At 61.7% G+C, this 17,532-nt stretch carries 20 protein-coding genes and 1 tRNA gene; 7 read left to right on the top strand and 14 right to left on the bottom strand.

Annotated features, from left to right (window positions below; translation table 11 throughout):
• Nucleotides 1-34: 34 nt before the first annotated feature.
• The 6 genes from ABMA59_RS00415 to ABMA59_RS00390 form a co-directional block, all read right to left on the bottom strand.
• A complete protein-coding gene (locus ABMA59_RS00415) occupies nucleotides 35-1,057 on the bottom strand; it encodes an ABC transporter substrate-binding protein (protein ID WP_349003317.1) in 1,023 nt (340 codons plus the stop codon).
• A 116-nt stretch (nucleotides 1,058-1,173) separates the two neighbouring features.
• Nucleotides 1,174-2,181 carry an ABC transporter substrate-binding protein gene (locus tag ABMA59_RS00410; protein ID WP_349003316.1) on the bottom strand — a complete coding sequence of 336 codons (1,008 nt, stop codon included), beginning with the start codon at nucleotides 2,179-2,181 and terminating at the stop codon, nucleotides 1,174-1,176.
• A 29-nt stretch (nucleotides 2,182-2,210) separates the two neighbouring features.
• Nucleotides 2,211-3,224, bottom strand: a complete 1,014-nt coding sequence (locus ABMA59_RS00405) for an ABC transporter substrate-binding protein (protein WP_349003315.1) — start codon at nucleotides 3,222-3,224, stop codon at nucleotides 2,211-2,213.
• A 270-nt stretch (nucleotides 3,225-3,494) separates the two neighbouring features.
• Nucleotides 3,495-3,797, bottom strand: a complete 303-nt coding sequence (locus tag ABMA59_RS00400; protein WP_349003314.1) for a hypothetical protein — start codon at nucleotides 3,795-3,797, stop codon at nucleotides 3,495-3,497.
• A gap of 163 nt (nucleotides 3,798-3,960) precedes the next feature.
• Nucleotides 3,961-4,578 carry a BA14K family protein gene (locus ABMA59_RS00395; RefSeq protein ID WP_349003313.1) on the bottom strand — a complete coding sequence of 206 codons (618 nt, stop codon included), beginning with the start codon at nucleotides 4,576-4,578 and terminating at the stop codon, nucleotides 3,961-3,963.
• A 354-nt stretch (nucleotides 4,579-4,932) separates the two neighbouring features.
• The gene (locus tag ABMA59_RS00390; protein ID WP_349003312.1) at nucleotides 4,933-5,235 is read right to left on the bottom strand and encodes a DUF1236 domain-containing protein; all 303 of its coding nucleotides are present in this window, start codon (nucleotides 5,233-5,235) and stop codon (nucleotides 4,933-4,935) included.
• A 443-nt stretch (nucleotides 5,236-5,678) separates the two neighbouring features.
• On the opposite strand from ABMA59_RS00390, the gene ABMA59_RS00385 reads away from it, so the two are divergent.
• The 3 genes from ABMA59_RS00385 to ABMA59_RS00375 all read left to right on the top strand — a co-directional run bounded on the left by ABMA59_RS00385 (nucleotide 5,679) and on the right by ABMA59_RS00375 (nucleotide 6,582).
• The gene (locus ABMA59_RS00385; RefSeq protein WP_349003311.1) at nucleotides 5,679-5,906 is read left to right on the top strand and encodes a hypothetical protein; all 228 of its coding nucleotides are present in this window, start codon (nucleotides 5,679-5,681) and stop codon (nucleotides 5,904-5,906) included.
• A 19-nt stretch (nucleotides 5,907-5,925) separates the two neighbouring features.
• Complete coding sequence (locus ABMA59_RS00380) at nucleotides 5,926-6,285, top strand: low affinity iron permease family protein (RefSeq protein ID WP_349003310.1); 360 nt, start codon at nucleotides 5,926-5,928, stop codon at nucleotides 6,283-6,285.
• A 114-nt stretch (nucleotides 6,286-6,399) separates the two neighbouring features.
• Entirely contained in the window at nucleotides 6,400-6,582 is a 183-nt protein-coding gene (locus ABMA59_RS00375) for a hypothetical protein (protein WP_349003309.1), read from the top strand.
• 110 nt (nucleotides 6,583-6,692) lie between these two features.
• On the opposite strand, the gene ABMA59_RS00370 is transcribed toward ABMA59_RS00375, so the two are convergent.
• Nucleotides 6,693-6,769: transfer RNA gene (locus tag ABMA59_RS00370), tRNA-Met, on the bottom strand.
• 482 nt (nucleotides 6,770-7,251) lie between these two features.
• On the opposite strand from ABMA59_RS00370, the gene ABMA59_RS00365 reads away from it, so the two are divergent.
• Nucleotides 7,252-8,205, top strand: coding sequence for a Gfo/Idh/MocA family protein (locus ABMA59_RS00365; protein WP_349003308.1), 954 nt, complete (start codon nucleotides 7,252-7,254; stop codon nucleotides 8,203-8,205).
• A 38-nt stretch (nucleotides 8,206-8,243) separates the two neighbouring features.
• Here the strand turns inward: ABMA59_RS00365 and ABMA59_RS00360 are convergent, their stop codons facing one another.
• Both ABMA59_RS00360 and mnmA read right to left on the bottom strand, forming a co-directional pair.
• Nucleotides 8,244-8,558 (bottom strand): hypothetical protein, encoded by a 315-nt coding sequence (locus tag ABMA59_RS00360; protein ID WP_349003307.1) that lies wholly within the window; start codon nucleotides 8,556-8,558, stop codon nucleotides 8,244-8,246.
• A 79-nt stretch (nucleotides 8,559-8,637) separates the two neighbouring features.
• Nucleotides 8,638-9,825 (bottom strand): tRNA 2-thiouridine(34) synthase MnmA, encoded by a 1,188-nt coding sequence (mnmA, locus tag ABMA59_RS00355; RefSeq protein ID WP_349003306.1) that lies wholly within the window; start codon nucleotides 9,823-9,825, stop codon nucleotides 8,638-8,640.
• Between the two features lie 989 nt (nucleotides 9,826-10,814).
• Here mnmA and sciP point away from each other — a divergent pair.
• Nucleotides 10,815-11,090 (top strand): CtrA inhibitor SciP, encoded by a 276-nt coding sequence (sciP, locus tag ABMA59_RS00350; RefSeq protein ID WP_026227425.1) that lies wholly within the window; start codon nucleotides 10,815-10,817, stop codon nucleotides 11,088-11,090.
• Between the two features lie 58 nt (nucleotides 11,091-11,148).
• Here the strand turns inward: sciP and epmA are convergent, their stop codons facing one another.
• Nucleotides 11,149-12,195: an EF-P lysine aminoacylase EpmA gene (gene epmA, locus ABMA59_RS00345; protein ID WP_349003305.1), complete on the bottom strand. Its 1,047-nt coding sequence runs from the start codon at nucleotides 12,193-12,195 to the stop codon at nucleotides 11,149-11,151.
• A gap of 43 nt (nucleotides 12,196-12,238) precedes the next feature.
• The gene (locus ABMA59_RS00340; protein WP_349003304.1) at nucleotides 12,239-12,670 is read right to left on the bottom strand and encodes a hypothetical protein; all 432 of its coding nucleotides are present in this window, start codon (nucleotides 12,668-12,670) and stop codon (nucleotides 12,239-12,241) included.
• 172 nt (nucleotides 12,671-12,842) lie between these two features.
• Here ABMA59_RS00340 and efp point away from each other — a divergent pair, with 172 nt between their 5' ends.
• The gene (gene efp, locus ABMA59_RS00335; RefSeq protein WP_349003303.1) at nucleotides 12,843-13,409 is read left to right on the top strand and encodes an elongation factor P; all 567 of its coding nucleotides are present in this window, start codon (nucleotides 12,843-12,845) and stop codon (nucleotides 13,407-13,409) included.
• Between the two features lie 70 nt (nucleotides 13,410-13,479).
• On the opposite strand, the gene msuE is transcribed toward efp, so the two are convergent.
• Together msuE and ABMA59_RS00325 are read right to left on the bottom strand one after the other, a co-directional pair.
• Nucleotides 13,480-14,043: an FMN reductase gene (gene msuE / locus ABMA59_RS00330; protein WP_349003302.1), complete on the bottom strand. Its 564-nt coding sequence runs from the start codon at nucleotides 14,041-14,043 to the stop codon at nucleotides 13,480-13,482.
• 205 nt (nucleotides 14,044-14,248) lie between these two features.
• Entirely contained in the window at nucleotides 14,249-14,944 is a 696-nt protein-coding gene (locus ABMA59_RS00325) for an SDR family NAD(P)-dependent oxidoreductase (protein WP_349003301.1), read from the bottom strand.
• Nucleotides 14,945-15,189: 245 nt separating this feature from the next.
• On the opposite strand from ABMA59_RS00325, the gene lhgO reads away from it, so the two are divergent.
• Complete coding sequence (gene lhgO, locus ABMA59_RS00320; RefSeq protein WP_349003908.1) at nucleotides 15,190-16,374, top strand: L-2-hydroxyglutarate oxidase; 1,185 nt, start codon at nucleotides 15,190-15,192, stop codon at nucleotides 16,372-16,374.
• Between the two features lie 59 nt (nucleotides 16,375-16,433).
• Here lhgO and ABMA59_RS00315 read toward each other — a convergent pair whose 3' ends face one another.
• The gene (locus ABMA59_RS00315; RefSeq protein WP_349003300.1) at nucleotides 16,434-17,516 is read right to left on the bottom strand and encodes a hypothetical protein; all 1,083 of its coding nucleotides are present in this window, start codon (nucleotides 17,514-17,516) and stop codon (nucleotides 16,434-16,436) included.
• Nucleotides 17,517-17,532: the final 16 nt, after the last annotated feature.

The raw sequence follows: 17,532 nt of genomic DNA, 5'->3' as shown, positions 1-17,532 counted from the left end.
CTTCCCAGGAAAGGCACAACGAGCCAGCCAACTTTCAGGTCCTCAGCTCCTTCTTCAGTTCGTCGAGGAAGCGCCAGTCGGTGCCCTGGGCCAGGAGATCCTGAGGGGTGTTCTTGAGCATCCCGACTTCGTGGAGGCGCAAGGCGTAGAAGCGCAGGGTGTCCTCGGCGCTATACTCACGCCAACCGTAGGGGATCGCCCTCATGACCTGCAGGGCATGGTCATAGCGCTTTGTATAGCCCCGCCCCACTATGAACTGAGCGGACTGCTCGGGCTCGCTAGCGCAGAAGTCCGCTGCTTTCAAGATGGCGCGGAGAGCGCGTTTGGTAGCCACCGGATTCGTACGGACGAACTCCCGGTTCCCAGCCAACATGCAGCAGAAATATTGCGACCAGGGCCGGTCGACGGTGCTGCTGATCACCACATGGCCGATCTGCTGCTCCCGCATCTCCTGGGGTTCGGGGGGGAAGCCCAAATAGGCGTCGATCTTCCCTTCCCTCAGGAGCCGGATGGACTCGGCTCCCGGTTGTTCGACGAAGTTGATGTCCCTGTGGAGGTCCAGGCCCACATACGCCGTCATAGCGGCAAGAAAGACGTATCGGCTGGAATCCAGGGCCGGCACAGCCACGGTTTTCCCCTTGAGGTCCCGGATCGCCTGGACGCGATCAGTCCCGAACAGTTCAAAGCAGCCGACGTGGAGTCCTGTCAGGATGACAATCGGATCCCCCGCCTCCAAGTGGAGAAGGAGCGGGGCGGCGAAATGCGCACTGAGGTCGACCTCGCCGGAGGCGAGGGCTGGAGCGATGTCTGCCGTACCCCGTTTTTGGATATACTGCACGTCGGTGAACCCTTCACCGCGCAGCAGTTCTTCGGCGACATATTGGGGGGCCTGGCAGATGCTGGGAATCCGGATGAGCCGGATTCGCGTCGTCTCAGGCGGCGGCTCCGCAGCCGCCGGCCCCGAGTGCAAGCCCAAAAGTCCTGCCGTTCCCGCCAGCGTTACCCCGCTCAGAAACTTCCGCCGGTTGAACCGTTCAGGTCGGTATGAGGTATGCATATAAACCTCCCGTCCAAATGCTGGCCAGTGTGACGCCCGGAACGCTGATCCGGGGATGCTCTGCGGTGCACGAGCCCGAGCGTCGGCCGGGCCAGCATGGCGAGTTTCAGGCCATCTTACGTCTTCAACTCCCGCTTTAGCTGGTCGAGAAACCGCCAGTCGGTACCGTCCGCGATGATCTTCTGGGGCCCCGACTTGATCATGCCGGCCTCTTCCAGCCGCAGCGCATAAAACCGGATCGTGTCTTCCGGATCGTATTCGCGCCACTTGTTGTAAGGCACGTCGGTCATCGTCTGCAGTGCATAGTCATAGTTGGCCGTGAATCCGTCATCGACGATCTGTCGCGCGACGCGCTGCGGCTCAGTGACACAAAGGTCCGCCGCTTTCAGAATGGCGCGGAGAACGCGCTTTGTCGCGATCGGGTTGTTTTGAACGAAGTGGGCGTTGCCCGCCAGCATGCAGCAAAAGTATTGCGACCAGGGACGATCGATGGCGCTGTTGATTACGACGTGGCCGATGTTTTGGGCGCGCAGTTCCTGGGGCTCCGGCGGGAAGCCGAGGAACGCATCGATTTCCCCTCGCATGAAGAGAGTCTTTGGTTTGACGGTTGGGCTGGTAACCCAGTTTATATCCTTCACTGGATCCAGCCCGACATAAGCCGCCATACCCGTCAAAAACAGATGCGGACTCGAGCCGAGGGCTTGGACGCCGACACTCTTGCCCTTCAGGTCTCTGATCCCGCGGATATTCTCGTTTCCGAATAGCTCGAAACAGCCGGGGTGTACCCCGGCCAGAACCTTGATCGGGGCTCCTGCATCCATCGTCATCACAAGCGGCGCGGCGAAATTCAAAGTGAAGTCCACCTGGCCACTCGCGACCGCGTCAGATTGCCCGGTGGCTGGCTCAGTCATTACGTAGCGGACCTCGGCAAAGCCCTCCCCATGCAGCAGGTCCTCGGCAACATATTGAGGCGCGATGCAGATGCCCCTGATCTTTGCAAGGCGGACGCTAGTCGTTTCCGGCGGTGGCTCCGCGGGGAGCGATTGCTTGACCCCAACGAGGCTCGCGGCGCCCGCTGCCGAAAGGCCGGCCAGGAAGTGCCGGCGGCTCTGGAGGAGTTGCATGTCCACGTCTCCTGTTGAGACAAATGGAGTCAGGTTTTCAGCTCACGCTTCAATTCGTCGAGAAATCGCCAGTCCGCTCCGTCGGCGATGATCTGTTGCGGACTGGATTTGATCATGCCTGTCTCCTGCATCCGCAGTGTGTAGAACCGCAGCGAGTCTTCAGGATCGAAGTCCCGCCAGCGGTCGTATCGGATATCCTTCAGCGTTTGCAGCGCGTAGTCATACGACGGGACGAATTCGCGTTCGACCATCTGCCGGGCCGCCAACTGCGGATCCGACGCGCAGAGGTCGGCGGCCTTGAGGATCGATCGCAAGACCCGCTTGGTCGCCACCGGGTGCCTGTCCACGAATTCCGTCCTGGCCGAGATCATGCAGCAGAAATACTGTGACCATGGACGGTCGATGGCATTGTTGAGGATGGTGTGGCCGATCTTCTTGACGCGCAGTTCCTGCGGCTGGGGTGGCGTGCCGAGAAATGCGTCGATCTTTCCTTGGACGAAGAGTTCCGCTGGAGTTGCGTCTTCGGTCAGGACCCATTGGATATCGTTCACGGGATCGAGCCCGACATAAGCGGACATGAGGGTCAGCCAGACGTGTCGCGAGTTGTTGAACCCGTCCACGCCGACTCGTTTGCCCCGCAATTCCGTGATGCTGCCGATGTTTTCTTTGGCGATCAGTTCGAGGCATCCCGAGTGCAACCCGGTAAGCACCTTGATCGGCACACCGCTGTCGATCGACGCGATCTGGTTCGCTGGAAAGTTGACGGAGAAATCGGTCTCACCGCGTGCGATCCACTCCGATTGATCGACGCTTTTGTCGGCCTCGACGAAGCGAACGTCGGTCAAGCCATCTGCGCGCATCAGTTCTCCGGCGATGTACGCGCCGGCCCAGCAATAGGCACCACCAATCCATCTCGGCAGGCGAACTGTGGTCGTTTCCAGCGGCGGCTCCGCATGCAGCGGCTTTGGAAGACCAACGATACCAGCGGCGCCCACCATTGCAGCGCCGGCCAGGAAGCGGCGGCGTGATTGGATGATCGGCATCGGAACCCTCCTCTTCCGAATTGCAAAAAGGCAATTCCGGCCGGAACCGAGCAAAAGAGGTTTCGGCAGAGGCAGATGGTCTGGTGAGCGCGTCTATTGGTTGTGGATGCCAGCGCGCCCAGTCTAATGCGGGAGTCTTGCGCTCTCAGTCGACGGCCCATCTATTAGCGACCGACGATATGCTACGATACGCCTAATTTGCGTTGGTTGCGAGCGCAAAACTTACTGCCAAAACGTCCCCGCCGATAGCTAGCCGTCAGGCATGCTTTTTCAGTTCGCATGCTTCTTGTCGGCCGGCTTCAATGCCAGGTCGATGACTTCCGTCAGCAAGTCGCGCATGTGCTGCGCTATGACCAAGCTCATGCGCAGCCGGCTGACGATCTGGATTTCGGGGACGTTCGTCCCGTCAATGATGACAGCTCCCACGGACAGGTAGACATTGCCGTTGCAGTGCCTGTTCTCGATGACCAGATCGACGAAGTTGGGTTGCGCGTCGCTATGACGAACGGGACATTCCACATCGCCTATCTTGTAGATCTTTTCAGGAGCCCTGAATGTCTGAACCTTGCTCACGGCGCTACCTCCCGCTTTTCGCCGAACACGCCCCTGGTCCAGGGTGAACGCAGGACATTCGGGGCTGACAAATCAATGCCGTGCCCGCGATCTCGTTCCATGACTTGAGCGCCCAACCGCGAGAGGCTGGCCGGACACTCGGCCCCGGCCCGCATTGGGGCGACTATTCACACTGCCGGCGCGCTCCGCGCCCATACGGCTGATAGGAGTTGTCTTCTGGATTGTAGGACCGGTAACGCGCGAAGCACGATGCGATATGTCGTGGATCCGCGTACGCCGTCGGTTCAACCTCGTTCAGGGTATACCCGAAAGCCGTTTCACCGGTGGCCTGCTCGGCGGCACCGATTTCATCGCCGCGATTGCTCGTCCCAAACGGAGAGATGCATTCCCGATGGACGCCGCTATAGGACCTATAGCTGTTGTCTTCCGGCCGATAGGAGCGATAGTGCTCGGAGCACCATCGCATGTGCGCCATAGAGGCGACTTCAGCTTGTGCCGGTTCCACCGCCTCCTGATCTGAAATTGCGCTGGTTGTGATCATGTCAACCGCCGGAGCATCGGCGTCATCGGCGACTACAAGGTGTTTGGAAGGTTTCGCGGGCAAGCGCTCGACGGGTCCGGCATAGGCTGGGATTGGTTCGACCGTCCAGCGTGAACCCTTGTTGAGCTGCCAAGCTGGTATGGGCTCGGCGGTGGTGAAGTAGACTGCGAAAATCGCACCCGTGGCAAATATCGCGAGCGTCAGGACGAAGCCGCTCAGCCCGACCAGAAAGAGTTTCATGCCGCGTTCCTCGCTCGCGCTTATTCATCAGAAATGCGGGGACCATGGCCCGGTTCCGGGCGGGACGCAGATCGAGTACAAACGACATTCAGCGCATCCGACGTTCACGTTGCGGCAGCGCTGCGCAGTTGGGGGCGTGTAACCTCGCGATTCCACCGGAGCGTCACCCCGGCAGGTATGTCGCCGCCGCCACAGCGTTTCCGCAATCCCTTCTTGTTCGGCACATCCGTTTCCCAAACGGCGTGGATCAAGCCATGAAGGTCTATGGTTGTGAAATAACCCTCGCGGCCTTCGTCAATCGTCGAATTACACAAACCCCGGCGCGAAGGCCGGGGTTCGTGCCCACACCGCCAATCAGTCCATGACGTGGATGATTTTGTGGGTGCCTGGGTCGACCAGCACCGTCCGGTTGTCGACCACCGTGTAGCGGTATTGTACGTCCGGGATTTCGTGCAGTTCGACCGTCTCCGGAACCGTATTGCCGACATTCAGTTCCACGCCCAGCAGACTGATCGACGCAAGCGGCTCCTTCTTCACATACTCGCGGATCACTGTTTCCTGCTCCGGCTTGATGACGACGACGTCCTGCGCCATCGCAGAACCAGCAAACGCTGCCAGAACCAGGCCGGCGAGTGTGTTAATGAAATACCCCTTCATAGCAATCTCCTTGTGAAGGCCTGAATGCTCCGCTCTTCTCGAAGCTGCTGACCCAACGAGGCCTGGCCCCGGAGGTTCCTGCTTGGGGCTTCGGGCCTATTGGGTACGGGACCTAAGTCCCAATCGGGGGCTGCATTGGTCTCAGCCGCACAGCGTTGAGGAACGCTCCGGACGGCTTTCCGTTTGCTGGCCAACCCAAAGGAGGCGGTCATGAACAACAGCGTTTATCAGGCGCATTGGCTTTTCTTCCCGGTCATGGCAGCGGGCGTCGCGTTCCTGAGCATGGAAGTGATTTTCAGTTGAGTTCGCGGTTTCACAAATGCGCAGGTCCCCTCCCCGACTGCGCAGACAGGCCCTTGCACCAACAGGCCAAAGGGTTGTTGCCCGTCGCCGGGCCTGTCAAAAGCTATACTCGGCGACGGGCGCATCTTGGAGGTTGGCGTATGCAGGCTCGCCGCGAAGCGCAGGCATTCCGACCAGACGAAATCAAGCTATTGCAGGAGTGCTACGACACGATCGTGGCAAGGCGCTTCCTGGATTCGCGATCGGAACGAGGAGGGGAAATCGCAAGCGCGCTCATCCTTGCTTTCCGGCGCGGCGTTCGCGGGCGCGATGAACTTATCGGGCTCGCCGACCTTCCAAATCAGTCAACCGAGGGGGCCGACATCTAACGTCTGGAGGACAGGCATCATGCGTCCTGACCCGCATCTCTTTCGAGCCGCCGACTTCCTCAGCCGGCCGCCGGGTTTCTATTTCATCCTTCTTCTGATGTTCGGATGCACGCTACTGGTTCCGTTGGGATTGAGCGCCGACTTCATCACCTTCGGTCTGAGTGTCGCGGCAATCGTCATCACCGGTGTCGTGCTCGTTCAGGGGTACCGCGACACTGCCGCGATCCATGCGAAGCTCGACGAGATCGTTGTGGCTTTGCGGGAGACACGCAACGACGTGGTCGGCCTGGAGCACGAAGACCCGAAGCATATTCGGGAAACCGTCCGCCGCTTGGAACGCGAAGCCCACCAGATGCCGCCCTGGCCAGGAGACGACTAGCGGTTTTGGCCAAGCAGGGAGCGGGCTTCTGTTTCGCCCTTGATCTATCGACGGTCTGGGCGGAACCGGGGAACAGAATCCAACGTTCCAGGGTCATCGACGGAGAACGATTCGTTGCATCAATGGTCCGGCCTCTATCTGATTGTCGGCTTCGCGCTCGTCGCGATCGGTATCTTCTATTTTGCCTTCGCAACGCAACTGCGCGGCAGAATTGGCGATGTTACCGTTTACACGGCCGCCGGTGCCTGCGGCGTCTTCGGTGGGCTCGTCTTCGCTGCGCTGGCGATCCTACGCTAGCCGCTAAGATCTCGATCTCGTCGACATCGCTCAGGGCCTCTCGCGACATGAAAAGCCCTCCGGCGCGCATATGCCCACCTCTCAAAGCAATGAAAATGCTAGGAAATTTTTGGTAGCGGAGGAGGGACTTGAACCCCCGACCCCAGGATTATGATTCCCGTGCTCTAACCAACTGAGCTACTCCGCCCAAGCCCGCAGTGGCCGCTGACCGCGCCGCAAGCGAAAGCTGCGGCGGTATAGGGGCGGCGGACCGGACCTGTCAAGCACGCGGTGTATTGAAGACACCGACTTGTTGGCGAGTTCGGAAGTTGCGTATCTGGCGAAAAGGGACCCTGTCGAGCCGCGGCCTCGCAAAACAGATCGCGCGGGAACACCACCGTGCATTCCTGGGCCATATTCGTTGGAATATCGCATCGCCTGGAAAGCGACCGTGACGATCGGGAAAAACATCGCGTTTCCGAGAGATCGGGCCGCCGGCCCCTGGCATCGAAGGTTTCCCATCCGGTGCCGGCTCTCCGTCGCGGGTGAACGCTGCCATTACCGGTGAAGCGACGTTTTCGGCTGAAATCAATCGTGCATGGCATGGACTTGAGTTCAAATGCACGCGTGGTTATGTCTGCCCGGCCATACAGTCCGCCGGCGAATGCCCGCCCCAGAGTTTTCGATTTGATGAAGCCAAGCATCGCTGTCCTGGGTTGCGGATACTGGGGGGCGAACCATGTCCGTACGTTGAGGGGACTGGGGGTTCTGCGCGCGGTATCCGATGTGAACGGCGCGCGCGCCGAAGGCTTCGCCGTCGAGCACGACTGCCTGGCGATTGCGCCGTCGGAATTGTTTGCGCGGGACGATATCGATGCGGTCGTCATGGCGCTGCCGCCGCAGTTCCACGCCGAGCAGGCAGTGCGCGCCGTCGAGGCGGGGAAGGACGTGCTGGTGGAGAAACCGATCGCGCTGACCGTGCACGACGCGGAGCGGGCCGTGGCCGCCGCCGAGCGCAACGGCCGCATCTTCATGACCGGCCATGTGCTGCGTTTTCATCCCGCTTTCGAAAAACTCAAGGCGCTGATCGACGACGGTGAGCTGGGTGAGGTCAAATACATCCATTCGCACCGGCTCGGCCTCGGCAAATTCCACACCGAAAACGATGCGCTCTGGGATCTGGCGCCGCACGATCTGTCGATGATTCTCGCGATCACCGGCCAGGCGCCGACGGATGTGCGCGGAGAAGGCGCGGCGCTTCTCGACCGGCTCAGCGACTTCGCGCATCTGCACATGCATTTTCCCGGCGGCCTGCGCGGCCACCTTTTCGCCTCGCGACTCAACCCCTATCGCGAGCGCAGGCTGACGGTCGTCGGCACCAAGGCCATGGCGGTGTTCGACGATGTCGAGCCGTGGGAGCGCAAACTTGCGATCTACCATCATGAGGTGTGGCAGGACAGCGGGCAATGGCTCGCCACCACCAACGAGCCGACCTATGTGCCGGTCGAAGGCGGCATGCCGCTGACGCGCGAACTGGAGCATTTTATTCAATGCATCGAGACCCGCGAGCCGCCACGCACCAGCGGCGAGGAGGGGGTCGCGGTGCTGCGCATCCTGACCGCCGGGACCATCGCACATAGCTGACGGCCAACCCCGAAGTGGCGGCGATGCCAGGCGGTCCGTCATTGCCAAGCCACGTACCAAATGGCGAAAACCGCGGCTGCGGCGACAAGCAGAGCGATACATTCGAAATAAGCGCGAAGGCGTGCTTGAATTTCTATCGAACCGGCTTTCTCCCTGAGTTCACCCATAAGTTTCGCGGGAACGAGCCAGTCCAAGATAGTCACGGCTGCACCAACGCCGACAACGGTCCAGGCCAGTTCAGAGAGTCCGTTTAGCGGCGTCAACGAATTGATCAGGGCTCCTGCGGTCATCCAGCCGACGAGTACGAATCCGACTGCCAGCTTCGCTCGCGAAGGCGTTCTGAAATCCGTCATTGCGAGGAAGGACGCGATCAAAGTGCGACCGACCGCTGTCGCCCTATCTCTAATCCCGACTCGGCCCATCTAAGGGACCCTACTCCGCGGCAATATGCGCCGGAGCGGAGAGCCGCGCCAGCATTGCCTCGGCCTGGGCGCCGCGCTCCGAGCGCTCGATGAAGCCGCCGCCGAGCACGCGCGCCTCGTTGGAATCGTCGCCGTAGAGCACGCAGGCCTGGCCGGGCGCGATGCCGGACTCGCCTTCGGCGAGTTCGACCCAAGTCACGCCATCGCGGCGATGCAGCGTCGCCGGACGCGGCGGCCGGGTCGAGCGGACCTTTGCGAACAGCTCGATGCCCTCGGCGCCGGCCGCGTCCAGGCTCTCATCGCCCAGCCAGTTCATGGCGCGCAGATAGACTTTTCTGGTTTCCAGCGCCTCGCGCGGGCCGACGATGACGCGGGCGCGCTCGGCGTCGAGATGCACGACGTAGAGCGGCTCGCCGGAGGCGATGCCGATGCCGCGGCGCTGGCCGATCGTATAGCGCAATATGCCTTCATGGCGGCCGAGCACACGGCCGTCTATGTGGACGATCTCGCCGGGCGTTGCGGCGGCGGGCCTCAGTTTCGAGATGATGTCGGAATATTTGCCCTGCGGCACGAAGCAGATGTCCTGGCTGTCCTGCTTGTCGGCGACGGTCAGGCCGAGGTCGGCCGCAATGGCGCGCACCTCCGGCTTCGACAGGCCGCCCAGCGGAAAGCGCAGATAGTCGATCTGCTCCTGCGTGGTGGCGAACAGGAAATAACTCTGGTCGCGGTCGGCGTCGACAGGCCGGTTGAGCGCGCGGTGCGCGCCGTTGGCACGGCTGCGGATGTAGTGGCCGGTGGCAAGCGCGGCGGCACCCAAGTCCCGCGCGGTCGCCAGAAGGTCGGCGAATTTGACCGTCTGATTGCACGCGACACAAGGAATCGGCGTCTCGCCGGCGACATAGCTCTCTGCGAAGGGATCGATGACGGCCTTGCGAAAACGCTCCTCATAGTCGAGCACGTAGTGCGGGATTTGAAGCGTCTCGGAAACGCGGCGTGCATCGTCTATGTCGCGCCCGGCACAGCAGGAGCCGGCGCGATGCGTGGCGGCGCCGTGATCGTAAAGCTGCAGCGTGACGCCGACGACGTCGTAGCCTTCGCGCTTGAGGATGCCGGCAACTACCGAAGAGTCGACGCCGCCCGACATGGCCACGACGACACGGGTATCCTCGGGCCTGCCCGGCAGATCGAGGCTGTTCATGAAGCGATTTCCAAGGTTTTGAACCGAAGTTTCATGCCAAGGCCTTGAATATAGGTCAAGCAAGGCTTTGTCGCCATATCGGGCGGTCGGCGCCGTCGATTCAGCCTTGCTCGTTGCCACGCTGCGGAAAGCCGCCCTGGCCATTGAACTCTTTGTTTGCCCATTATCCGCTGTCCGACCCGGCTTCGCCGGTCGGGCGTCATGGGTTCGGGAAGACGGGCGGCCGCAAGCTCGCTCATCTAACTATTTATCTGCGACCTTCCGGCCGCCCATCCGGTGATCTCCGCCGCTTCATTCCCCACAGCATGGGATCTTGTACACATCCCGGCGCGATGCCGGTGATATCCCGTTCATGCCGGCTCCCGGCCATAGCAGAGCCTTGTACCCGCTACCAGGGCGGGACTTCCGGAACTCCGAAGCAGCGCCGGCCCTCGCGGCCACGTTAGCCGCTACCCTCCGGACACCGACCCCTCCCCGCAAATCACCGTCATGACCGGCGTTCCCGCGGGAGAAACTGCACTGAGTATGAAGCAGCTTTCGGCAAGGGGGACGAGATTCCGCAATCATGCCTGTTTCGGGCCGGCATGCCCGAAGGCAAGTCAAGCAGGAACAAGGGCCTGCTGGCACATGCAGCCTGCGTCGAGGAAAATTTTCTGGTTGCCATGAATTTACCATCCCCCTTTTTAGGGAACCGGCGGCCACTTCGCCGGCCAAAATTTAGCCGAGCCAGGTAAAATTGGGTCGACCGGAAATGCCGGGGAACGGCGAAGGCGCTCGGAGATTCCAGGAAGCGCACCGTGGCGCATCCGACAAGTCATTGAACCCGTTGCTTTGTTCGCGCCAGGCGTGAAAACGTTAAAATTGTATGACCGATGGAAAGGAAGTGTTGAGGGAGTCGTCCCTACGCTTGTCGGAGGTGCTTAGGCAATTTTTAAAGCTGTGGCGTTAGTCTGGGCACGATTAGGTCTGTGAATATTGTAGAGAGTACGATGACCGATCTGGTAAGGCCGCGTGTTAAATATGTCATAGGGCCGGACGGCAGCCCTCTGACAATTGCCGATTTGCCGCCCTCGAACACGCGCCGGTGGGTCATTCGCCGCAAGGCCGAGGTCGTTGCCGCAGTGCGCGGCGGTTTGCTCAGCCTCGAGGAAGCCTGCCAGCGCTACAAGCTGACCACCGAGGAATTTTTGTCCTGGCAGGCCTCGATCGACGAATACGGCCTCGCCGGCCTTCGCACCACGCGGATTCAGCAATATAGGCACTGACAACCTCTCTTATCTGCCGAAACCTGTTGCCGGGCAGTTCGATCCGGCACCGGGATTTCTAGACATCCGCCACCGGCGTCCAGATCACCTCCTCGATCCGCCGCGCCCCGGTCGCCAGCATGACGAGCCGGTCGAAACCCAGCGCGATGCCGCTGGCTTCCGGCATGATGGAAAGCGCGTTTAAGAAATCCTCGTCGATTGGATAGCGCTCACCATAGATCTTTTCCTTTTCGTCCATGTCGGCGGCGAAACGCCGGCGCTGCTCGTCTGGGTCGGTGAGTTCGCCGAAGGCGTTGGCGAGTTCGACGCCGCAGCAATAGAGTTCGAAACGCTCCGCCACGCGTGGATCGCGGGCGCTTGGGCGGGCAAGCGCGGCTTCGGGGATTGGATATTCATAGAGGATGGTGGCTCGGCCCTGCCCGAGGGCTGGCTCGACACGCTCGACCATCACCCGGCTGACCAGATCGGACCAGGTATCGTCGGGCGCGGTGCGCATGCCGGCTTGTGCAACGGCGGTATGGAGGCCGTCGCGGTCGGTTTCCCCATCCGACGCGACCGTTGCCAGCAGATCGATGCCGGCATGGCGCAAAAAGGCGTCGTTCACCGTCAGCCGTTCCGGCTCGGCGAAAGGATCGGCCTCACGGTCGCGGAAGGAGAAGCGCGTGGCACCGGCCCGCTCGGCGGCCAGAGCCAGCAGCGCCGCGCAATCGGCCATCAGGCTCTCATACGTTTCCGCAACGCGATACCACTCGATCATCCTGAATTCCGGATGGTGCAGTGGGCCGCGCTCGCGGTTGCGCCATACAGAACCGAAGCTGAAGATGCGCTTCTCGCCGGCGGCGAGCAGCTTCTTGCAGGCGAATTCGGGCGAAGTATGCAGGTAGAGCGGCTGGCGTATCGTGTCGGGGCGGATCGCCTCGGTGGCGAAGGCCGACAGATGCGTCTCGTTGCCGGGCGATATCTGCAGGGCCGCGGTCTCGACCTCGATGAAGTCGCGGCGGGCGAACCAATCGCGCATGGCGGCAGCGATGGCGTTGCGCGCGAGCAGACGGGGACGGCGGTCGGCATGGACATGCGGCGTCCACCAGGGCGAGGCTTGGGTCATTCTTGGGTTCCAATGGAAAGTAACGGCGAAGATTGAATTCGGCTCACGGGCCGTCGCTGACTTTGGGGCGCCGCCTCCCGAGAGGGTCGAGAACCATCAGGCGCTCACCGTGGCCCCCGTATTCACTTGACGATCGACGGCCTTGTCCATCCACGACGGTCACGACAAACCTTCTGTCCGGTTGGCCTCCGGAGTAACGGACCGCGAGTTCACGAAAATCCGATATCGACGCCCCATGCTTCTCACAAAAGGCGGGGAGCGCCTCGCTGTAGAGCGCAATCGCCTGAGCTAAACCTGTCGAAGGCCGCCCTTCCAAAATGGTTCCCGTCAAGAAATCGACGGTAATGTGACCGTTGGAAGAGTTGCCTGCCTCCCTGAAGACATCTGTCGGGTAATGGCCGATCACGAGTCCGAGACCGCAGGCCAGCGAGTCGGCGAAGTTGTGAGCGATTGAGCAAAGCTCGGCGTGTCTCATCTCGGTATCCTGTGCTCTCCCCAAATACCCGCAATCATCCATGGCCAAAGGTCAAGCCAAGGCACTACCGGCAGCGAAGGTGACTGGCGGCGGCCATAAAGATGTTGTAGGGCGCACGCAAACGCTTCTTCGGCTGGCGCGTGCCGGCCTGTCTCGATCAGGATTTAAGCCCGTGAAGGTGATCGCCAGTTCCTTGCGCAAAGGCAATGTCGTCGACAAGGACGGCAAGCTCTACGTCATCCTGTTTGCCGAAAATATCCACCCCGGCAAGGGCACGCCAGTGACCCAGCTCGACATGCGTCGCATTTCCGACGGGGTGAAGGTTTCGGAGCGTTACCGTACCACCGAGCAGGTCGAGCGCGCCCATGTGGAAGACCGTGAGCATACTTTCCTCTACGGCGACGGCGAGGGGTATCATTTCATGAACCCCGAGACGTACGAGCAGGTGGCGGTGCCCGCCGAAGATATCGCCGACCAGGCGCCGTATCTCCTGGAGGGCATGGCGGTGCAGCTTTCGCTGCATAATGGCGTGGCCATTGCCATGGAACTGCCGCAGCGTGCGACCTTCGAAGTGGTCGATACCGAGCCCACGACCAAGGGGCAAACCGCTTCCTCATCCTACAAGCCGGCGGTGCTTTCCAACGGCGTCAAGACCGCCGTGCCGCCGCATATCGGCGTCGGCACGCGCATCGTGGTAATGACCGCCGACGGCTCCTATGTGGAGCGCGCCAAGGACTGAGCGCAGGCTTGCCGCGTTTCAAACGACCCATCTGCCGGCCGTCGCGGCCAATGCGATAACAGGCCGCTCGTTATTCCGCCGCCACGCGCTGAACCGGATGCGCGCGCGAAAGCGTGCGTCCGACTTCCTCGACCGCCTGTGCCGCCCGGTTGCGGATATGATCCGATATGAGCACGCCGTCGGCAAAATCCCTGTCGGTCGCGTAGACAGCGGTGGGCAGGGCAAACGCCTCGAAGAAACCGAAGAGCGGCCGAAGCTGATGCTCGACGATCAGCGCGTGCCGGTCTCCACCCCCGGTTGCGGTCAGCAGGACGGGCTTGCCGCGCAACGCGGCCGGATCGACCAGATCGAAGAAATGTTTGAAGAGGCCAGTATAGCTGCCCTTGTAAGTCGGTGAGCCGACGACTAGCACATCCGCCTCGACCACCCTTTGCAAGATGTTGCGGGCGTTTTCGTCGAGATCGCGCGCCCATCTCGCGGCGCCCAGCGAAGGGCCGAGATCTTCGATGTCATAGGTGACCGCCGAAAGCCCGTGCCGCCGGGCGATCTCCTTGACCACATGCTCCACGAAGGTCCGGGTTTTGGAGGGCCGGGCGAAATTACCGGAAAACCCGACGACATTGAGATTGGCCATATCGATTTGATGTCCCAGTTCGACGATGCGCGTCCAATGTCTATAAATTTTATAGAGATAACCGGGGACAAGAAGGAACCGTCGCCTTCGCCGGTCGCTTCATCGGAATTAGATTTCCAAACGAACAGCCGAAAACGGATGACGCATCTTCGTCGTTGAAGCGAGGCTTTCCAGCCGCGGCGTCCCCTGCCCTGACCGGCAAGGATCAAAAAGTCTCGACCCAAGGCCTGAGTTCGAGCTCCCATGTCCAGGCGCTGCGGTGCTGGCGGTGGATCGCCAGATAGGCTTCGGCGATAGCATCGGGAGACAGCCAGCGGTCCGGCGGATCGGAAACAGCGGAGCGGCCGGTGGCTTCGGAAGCGATCCCACCGTCAACGATGAAATGCGCGACATGGATGTTCTTTGGCGCGAGCTCGCGGGCCATCGACTGCACCAGTCCGCGCAGGCCGAATTTCGGCATGGCGAAACCGGCCGACCCCGGAAAGCCTTTTACGCTGGCGGTCGCACCAGTGAAGAAAATCGAGCCGGAGCCGCGCTTTAACAGCCTGCGAGCGGTCTGCTGGCCCACCAGGAAGCCGCCATAGGCGCCGATGAGCAGGGCTTTCCTCACCTCTTCGGCGTCAAGTTCCGTAATGCTTCCACGGGCGCGCACGCCGGCATTGAACACGGTGAGGGCAAGCGATCCGGCGCTGTCGGCGACCTCGAACAGATGCGCCGCCGAGGCCGGATCAGAGACGTCGGTGGCGACGGCTTGTGCGCCCGTTTCGGCCAGCAGCGGGCCAAGTTTTTCGACATTGCGCGCGGCGAGAACAACGCCAAAACCCTCGCGGGAAAGCAGCCGCGCCAGCGATGCACTTAGCCCTGGCCCTGCTCCCGCGATGACGGCAATGTCGGTTGTCATGAAATCGCTCCCCTTGGCTGGGTGGGCTCCATTAACTTCCGCCAAGTATCGACGCAGCCTCCCGCGACGATACCGACTGACCCCATGCTAGCGGCGTAGCGCGCAGCCCCGCAAGAAACTTTCGACCCCGGATTTATCAAGAAGGGGTACGTGACCGGACATGGCGTCCCGAAACAAAACTTCTATTCTGCAAACCGGCGTATAGCGGCGCCGGCGTTGCATCGTGAACTTGAAAGGCGGCGATGATCTACGATTTCTGCGTGGTCGGGGGCGGCATCGTCGGGCTCGCGACGGCTTTGGAATTGCTCCGCCAGAGGCCCGGCGCCAGCCTCCTGCTGCTGGAGAAGGAGCAGGCCGTGGGCCAGCACCAGACCGGCCACAACAGCGGCGTCATCCATGCCGGCATCTACTACGCACCGGGCAGTCTCAAGGCAAAACTCTGCTTCGAAGGGCTGCACGCCACCAAGGCGTTTTGCGACGAGCACGGCATCGCCTATGACACCTGCGGCAAGCTCATCGTGGCCACCAATGAGATGGAACTGCGCCGCACCGAAGCTCTTTACGAGCGCGCCACCGCCAACGGGCTGAAACTCTCGCTCGTGAGTTCCGGCGAATTGCGGGAGATCGAACCCAACATCACCGGCATCGGCGCCTTGCTCAGCCCGGAAACGGCGATCGTCAGCTACCGGCAGATCTGCGCGAAGATGGCCGAGCTTCTGAAGGCCTCAGGCGCCGACATCCGCCTTGGCAAGGCTGTCACCGGCATCAAGGAGGAAGCGGACAGCGTACGGATCGAAGCCGTCGGCGAGTCCTGGCAGGCGCTAAAACTCGTCTGCTGCGGTGGATTGCAATCAGACCGGCTGGCGCGCATGGCCGGGGCCAAGGTGGATTTCCGCATTGTGCCGTTCCGCGGCGAATATTTCGTCCTCCCGCCCGAAAAGAACCGGATCGTCAAGCACCTGATCTATCCCGCGCCTGACCCCGACCTGCCCTTTCTCGGCATCCATCTGACGCGCATAATCGATGGCAGCGTCACCGTCGGCCCGAACGCGGTTCTCGGGTTTTCACGCGAAGGCTATCCGAGGCTTTCGATCAACGTTGGGGATACGCTCGACCTCCTGACGTTCCAGGGTTTCTGGAAACTCGTCGGCAAAAATTGGCGGCACGCCGCCGGCGAGCTTAGGAATTCGCTGTGGAAGCGCGGCTATCTCGAGGAGTGTCGGAAATATTGCCCGAGCCTGACGCTGGCGAACCTGAAGCCCTATGCCGCGGGTATCCGCGCCCAGGCGGTGACGCCGAAGGGCGAGGCGATCCACGATTTCCTGTTCGCGGAGACGGGCCGGACGCTGCATGTCTGCAACGCCCCCTCACCCGCCGCGACCTCGGCCATCCCGATCGGGCGGATGATTACCGCAAAACTGCTTGGCTGATGCCGACATCGCCTCGACGACCCGAAGTCGGTCGAGCCGCCTCTCATCCTCCGACAGGGTCAGCCAGCGATGAAACCCAAATCGCAGGCCACAAAAGCCTCCCGGCCTTCGCCGTCAATCAGCGTGACACCGCCGCTGGCGCCGACGATATCGCGGACAGCGCCGAAGTCACGCGAAACGGCGGCCAGGCCGAACATGTAGGACACGACGGTCGGCACATCCGGCGTCAGCCTGACGGCCGTCGGACTTCCCCATGCGGCCACCGGATTGTCAGCGATGGACGCTGCATGTCCGAGGTGAAAATAGCCGCAGATCTCCTCCACCCCGATCGCCTTGCGATGCCTGCCGTTCCACGGCGCATAGTCGCGGCCGCCATTCGAGAACCAGAGCAGCGTCTGCGGCAGGATGCGAGGGTTCTTCAGCCCGAACCACACCCAGCCTTCCTCCGCGCAGGCGGCGGCGGTCCAGGCGAAAGACGGGCTGCGATCGGCGACCACCATCCAGATCGCCTCAAAACCCTCCGGACTGGGGAAACGGGTCAGGTCGACCGTACCGCCATCCATGCGTTCTGCTCGGTGCAGATCGGCGATGGTCTGGTTGTTGAGCAGGAGCGACCGGCCCTGCGGCGGTGTCTCATCCGGTTCCGGCGTGGTCAGCGCCAGCGTCCAGGGAGAGAACGCCAGTTGCAGTTCGTGCTCGGCACGCAGCATGGCGTGGTGCCCGATGGAAATCCGGCCCGATCCTCCAGTCATGGTGTGCCGTTGATAGACAATTGTCTCGCCCGACCGAAGCTCGACATGCTTGGTGACGGTCGCACCCATCACCGTGCCGTCGAGTTTCATCCCGATGTTGCCCGCCGCCTCTTCCGTCGCTCGCCATGTGCCGCCGGCAGGAAGGCCATGAACGAACGGCATGTCGGGAATCAAATCGCTGGCGCCAAACGGGGCGCAGAAGAAATCGCCGCGCAGCACCCGGATGATCGGCGGCGTATCCGCGGGAAGCTCTTCATCCGCCCAGGGCGCGACATGCATGGGAGTGACGCGCCTGCCATCCTGAAGCGTGAAGGCGACGTCCGACAGATGCCCTCCGGTTTCCGTTACCGCGAGGGAAACCCGATCTGAACGCAAAGCAAAGGACTTCATGGCAAGCGTCTCCTGC

This window comes from Mesorhizobium yinganensis (assembly GCF_040081985.1).
GTDB lineage: Bacteria > Pseudomonadota > Alphaproteobacteria > Rhizobiales > Rhizobiaceae > Kumtagia > Kumtagia yinganensis.
Note: the sequence above shows the minus strand (reverse complement) of the source record. Positions and strands in the feature narration are given on the sequence as shown.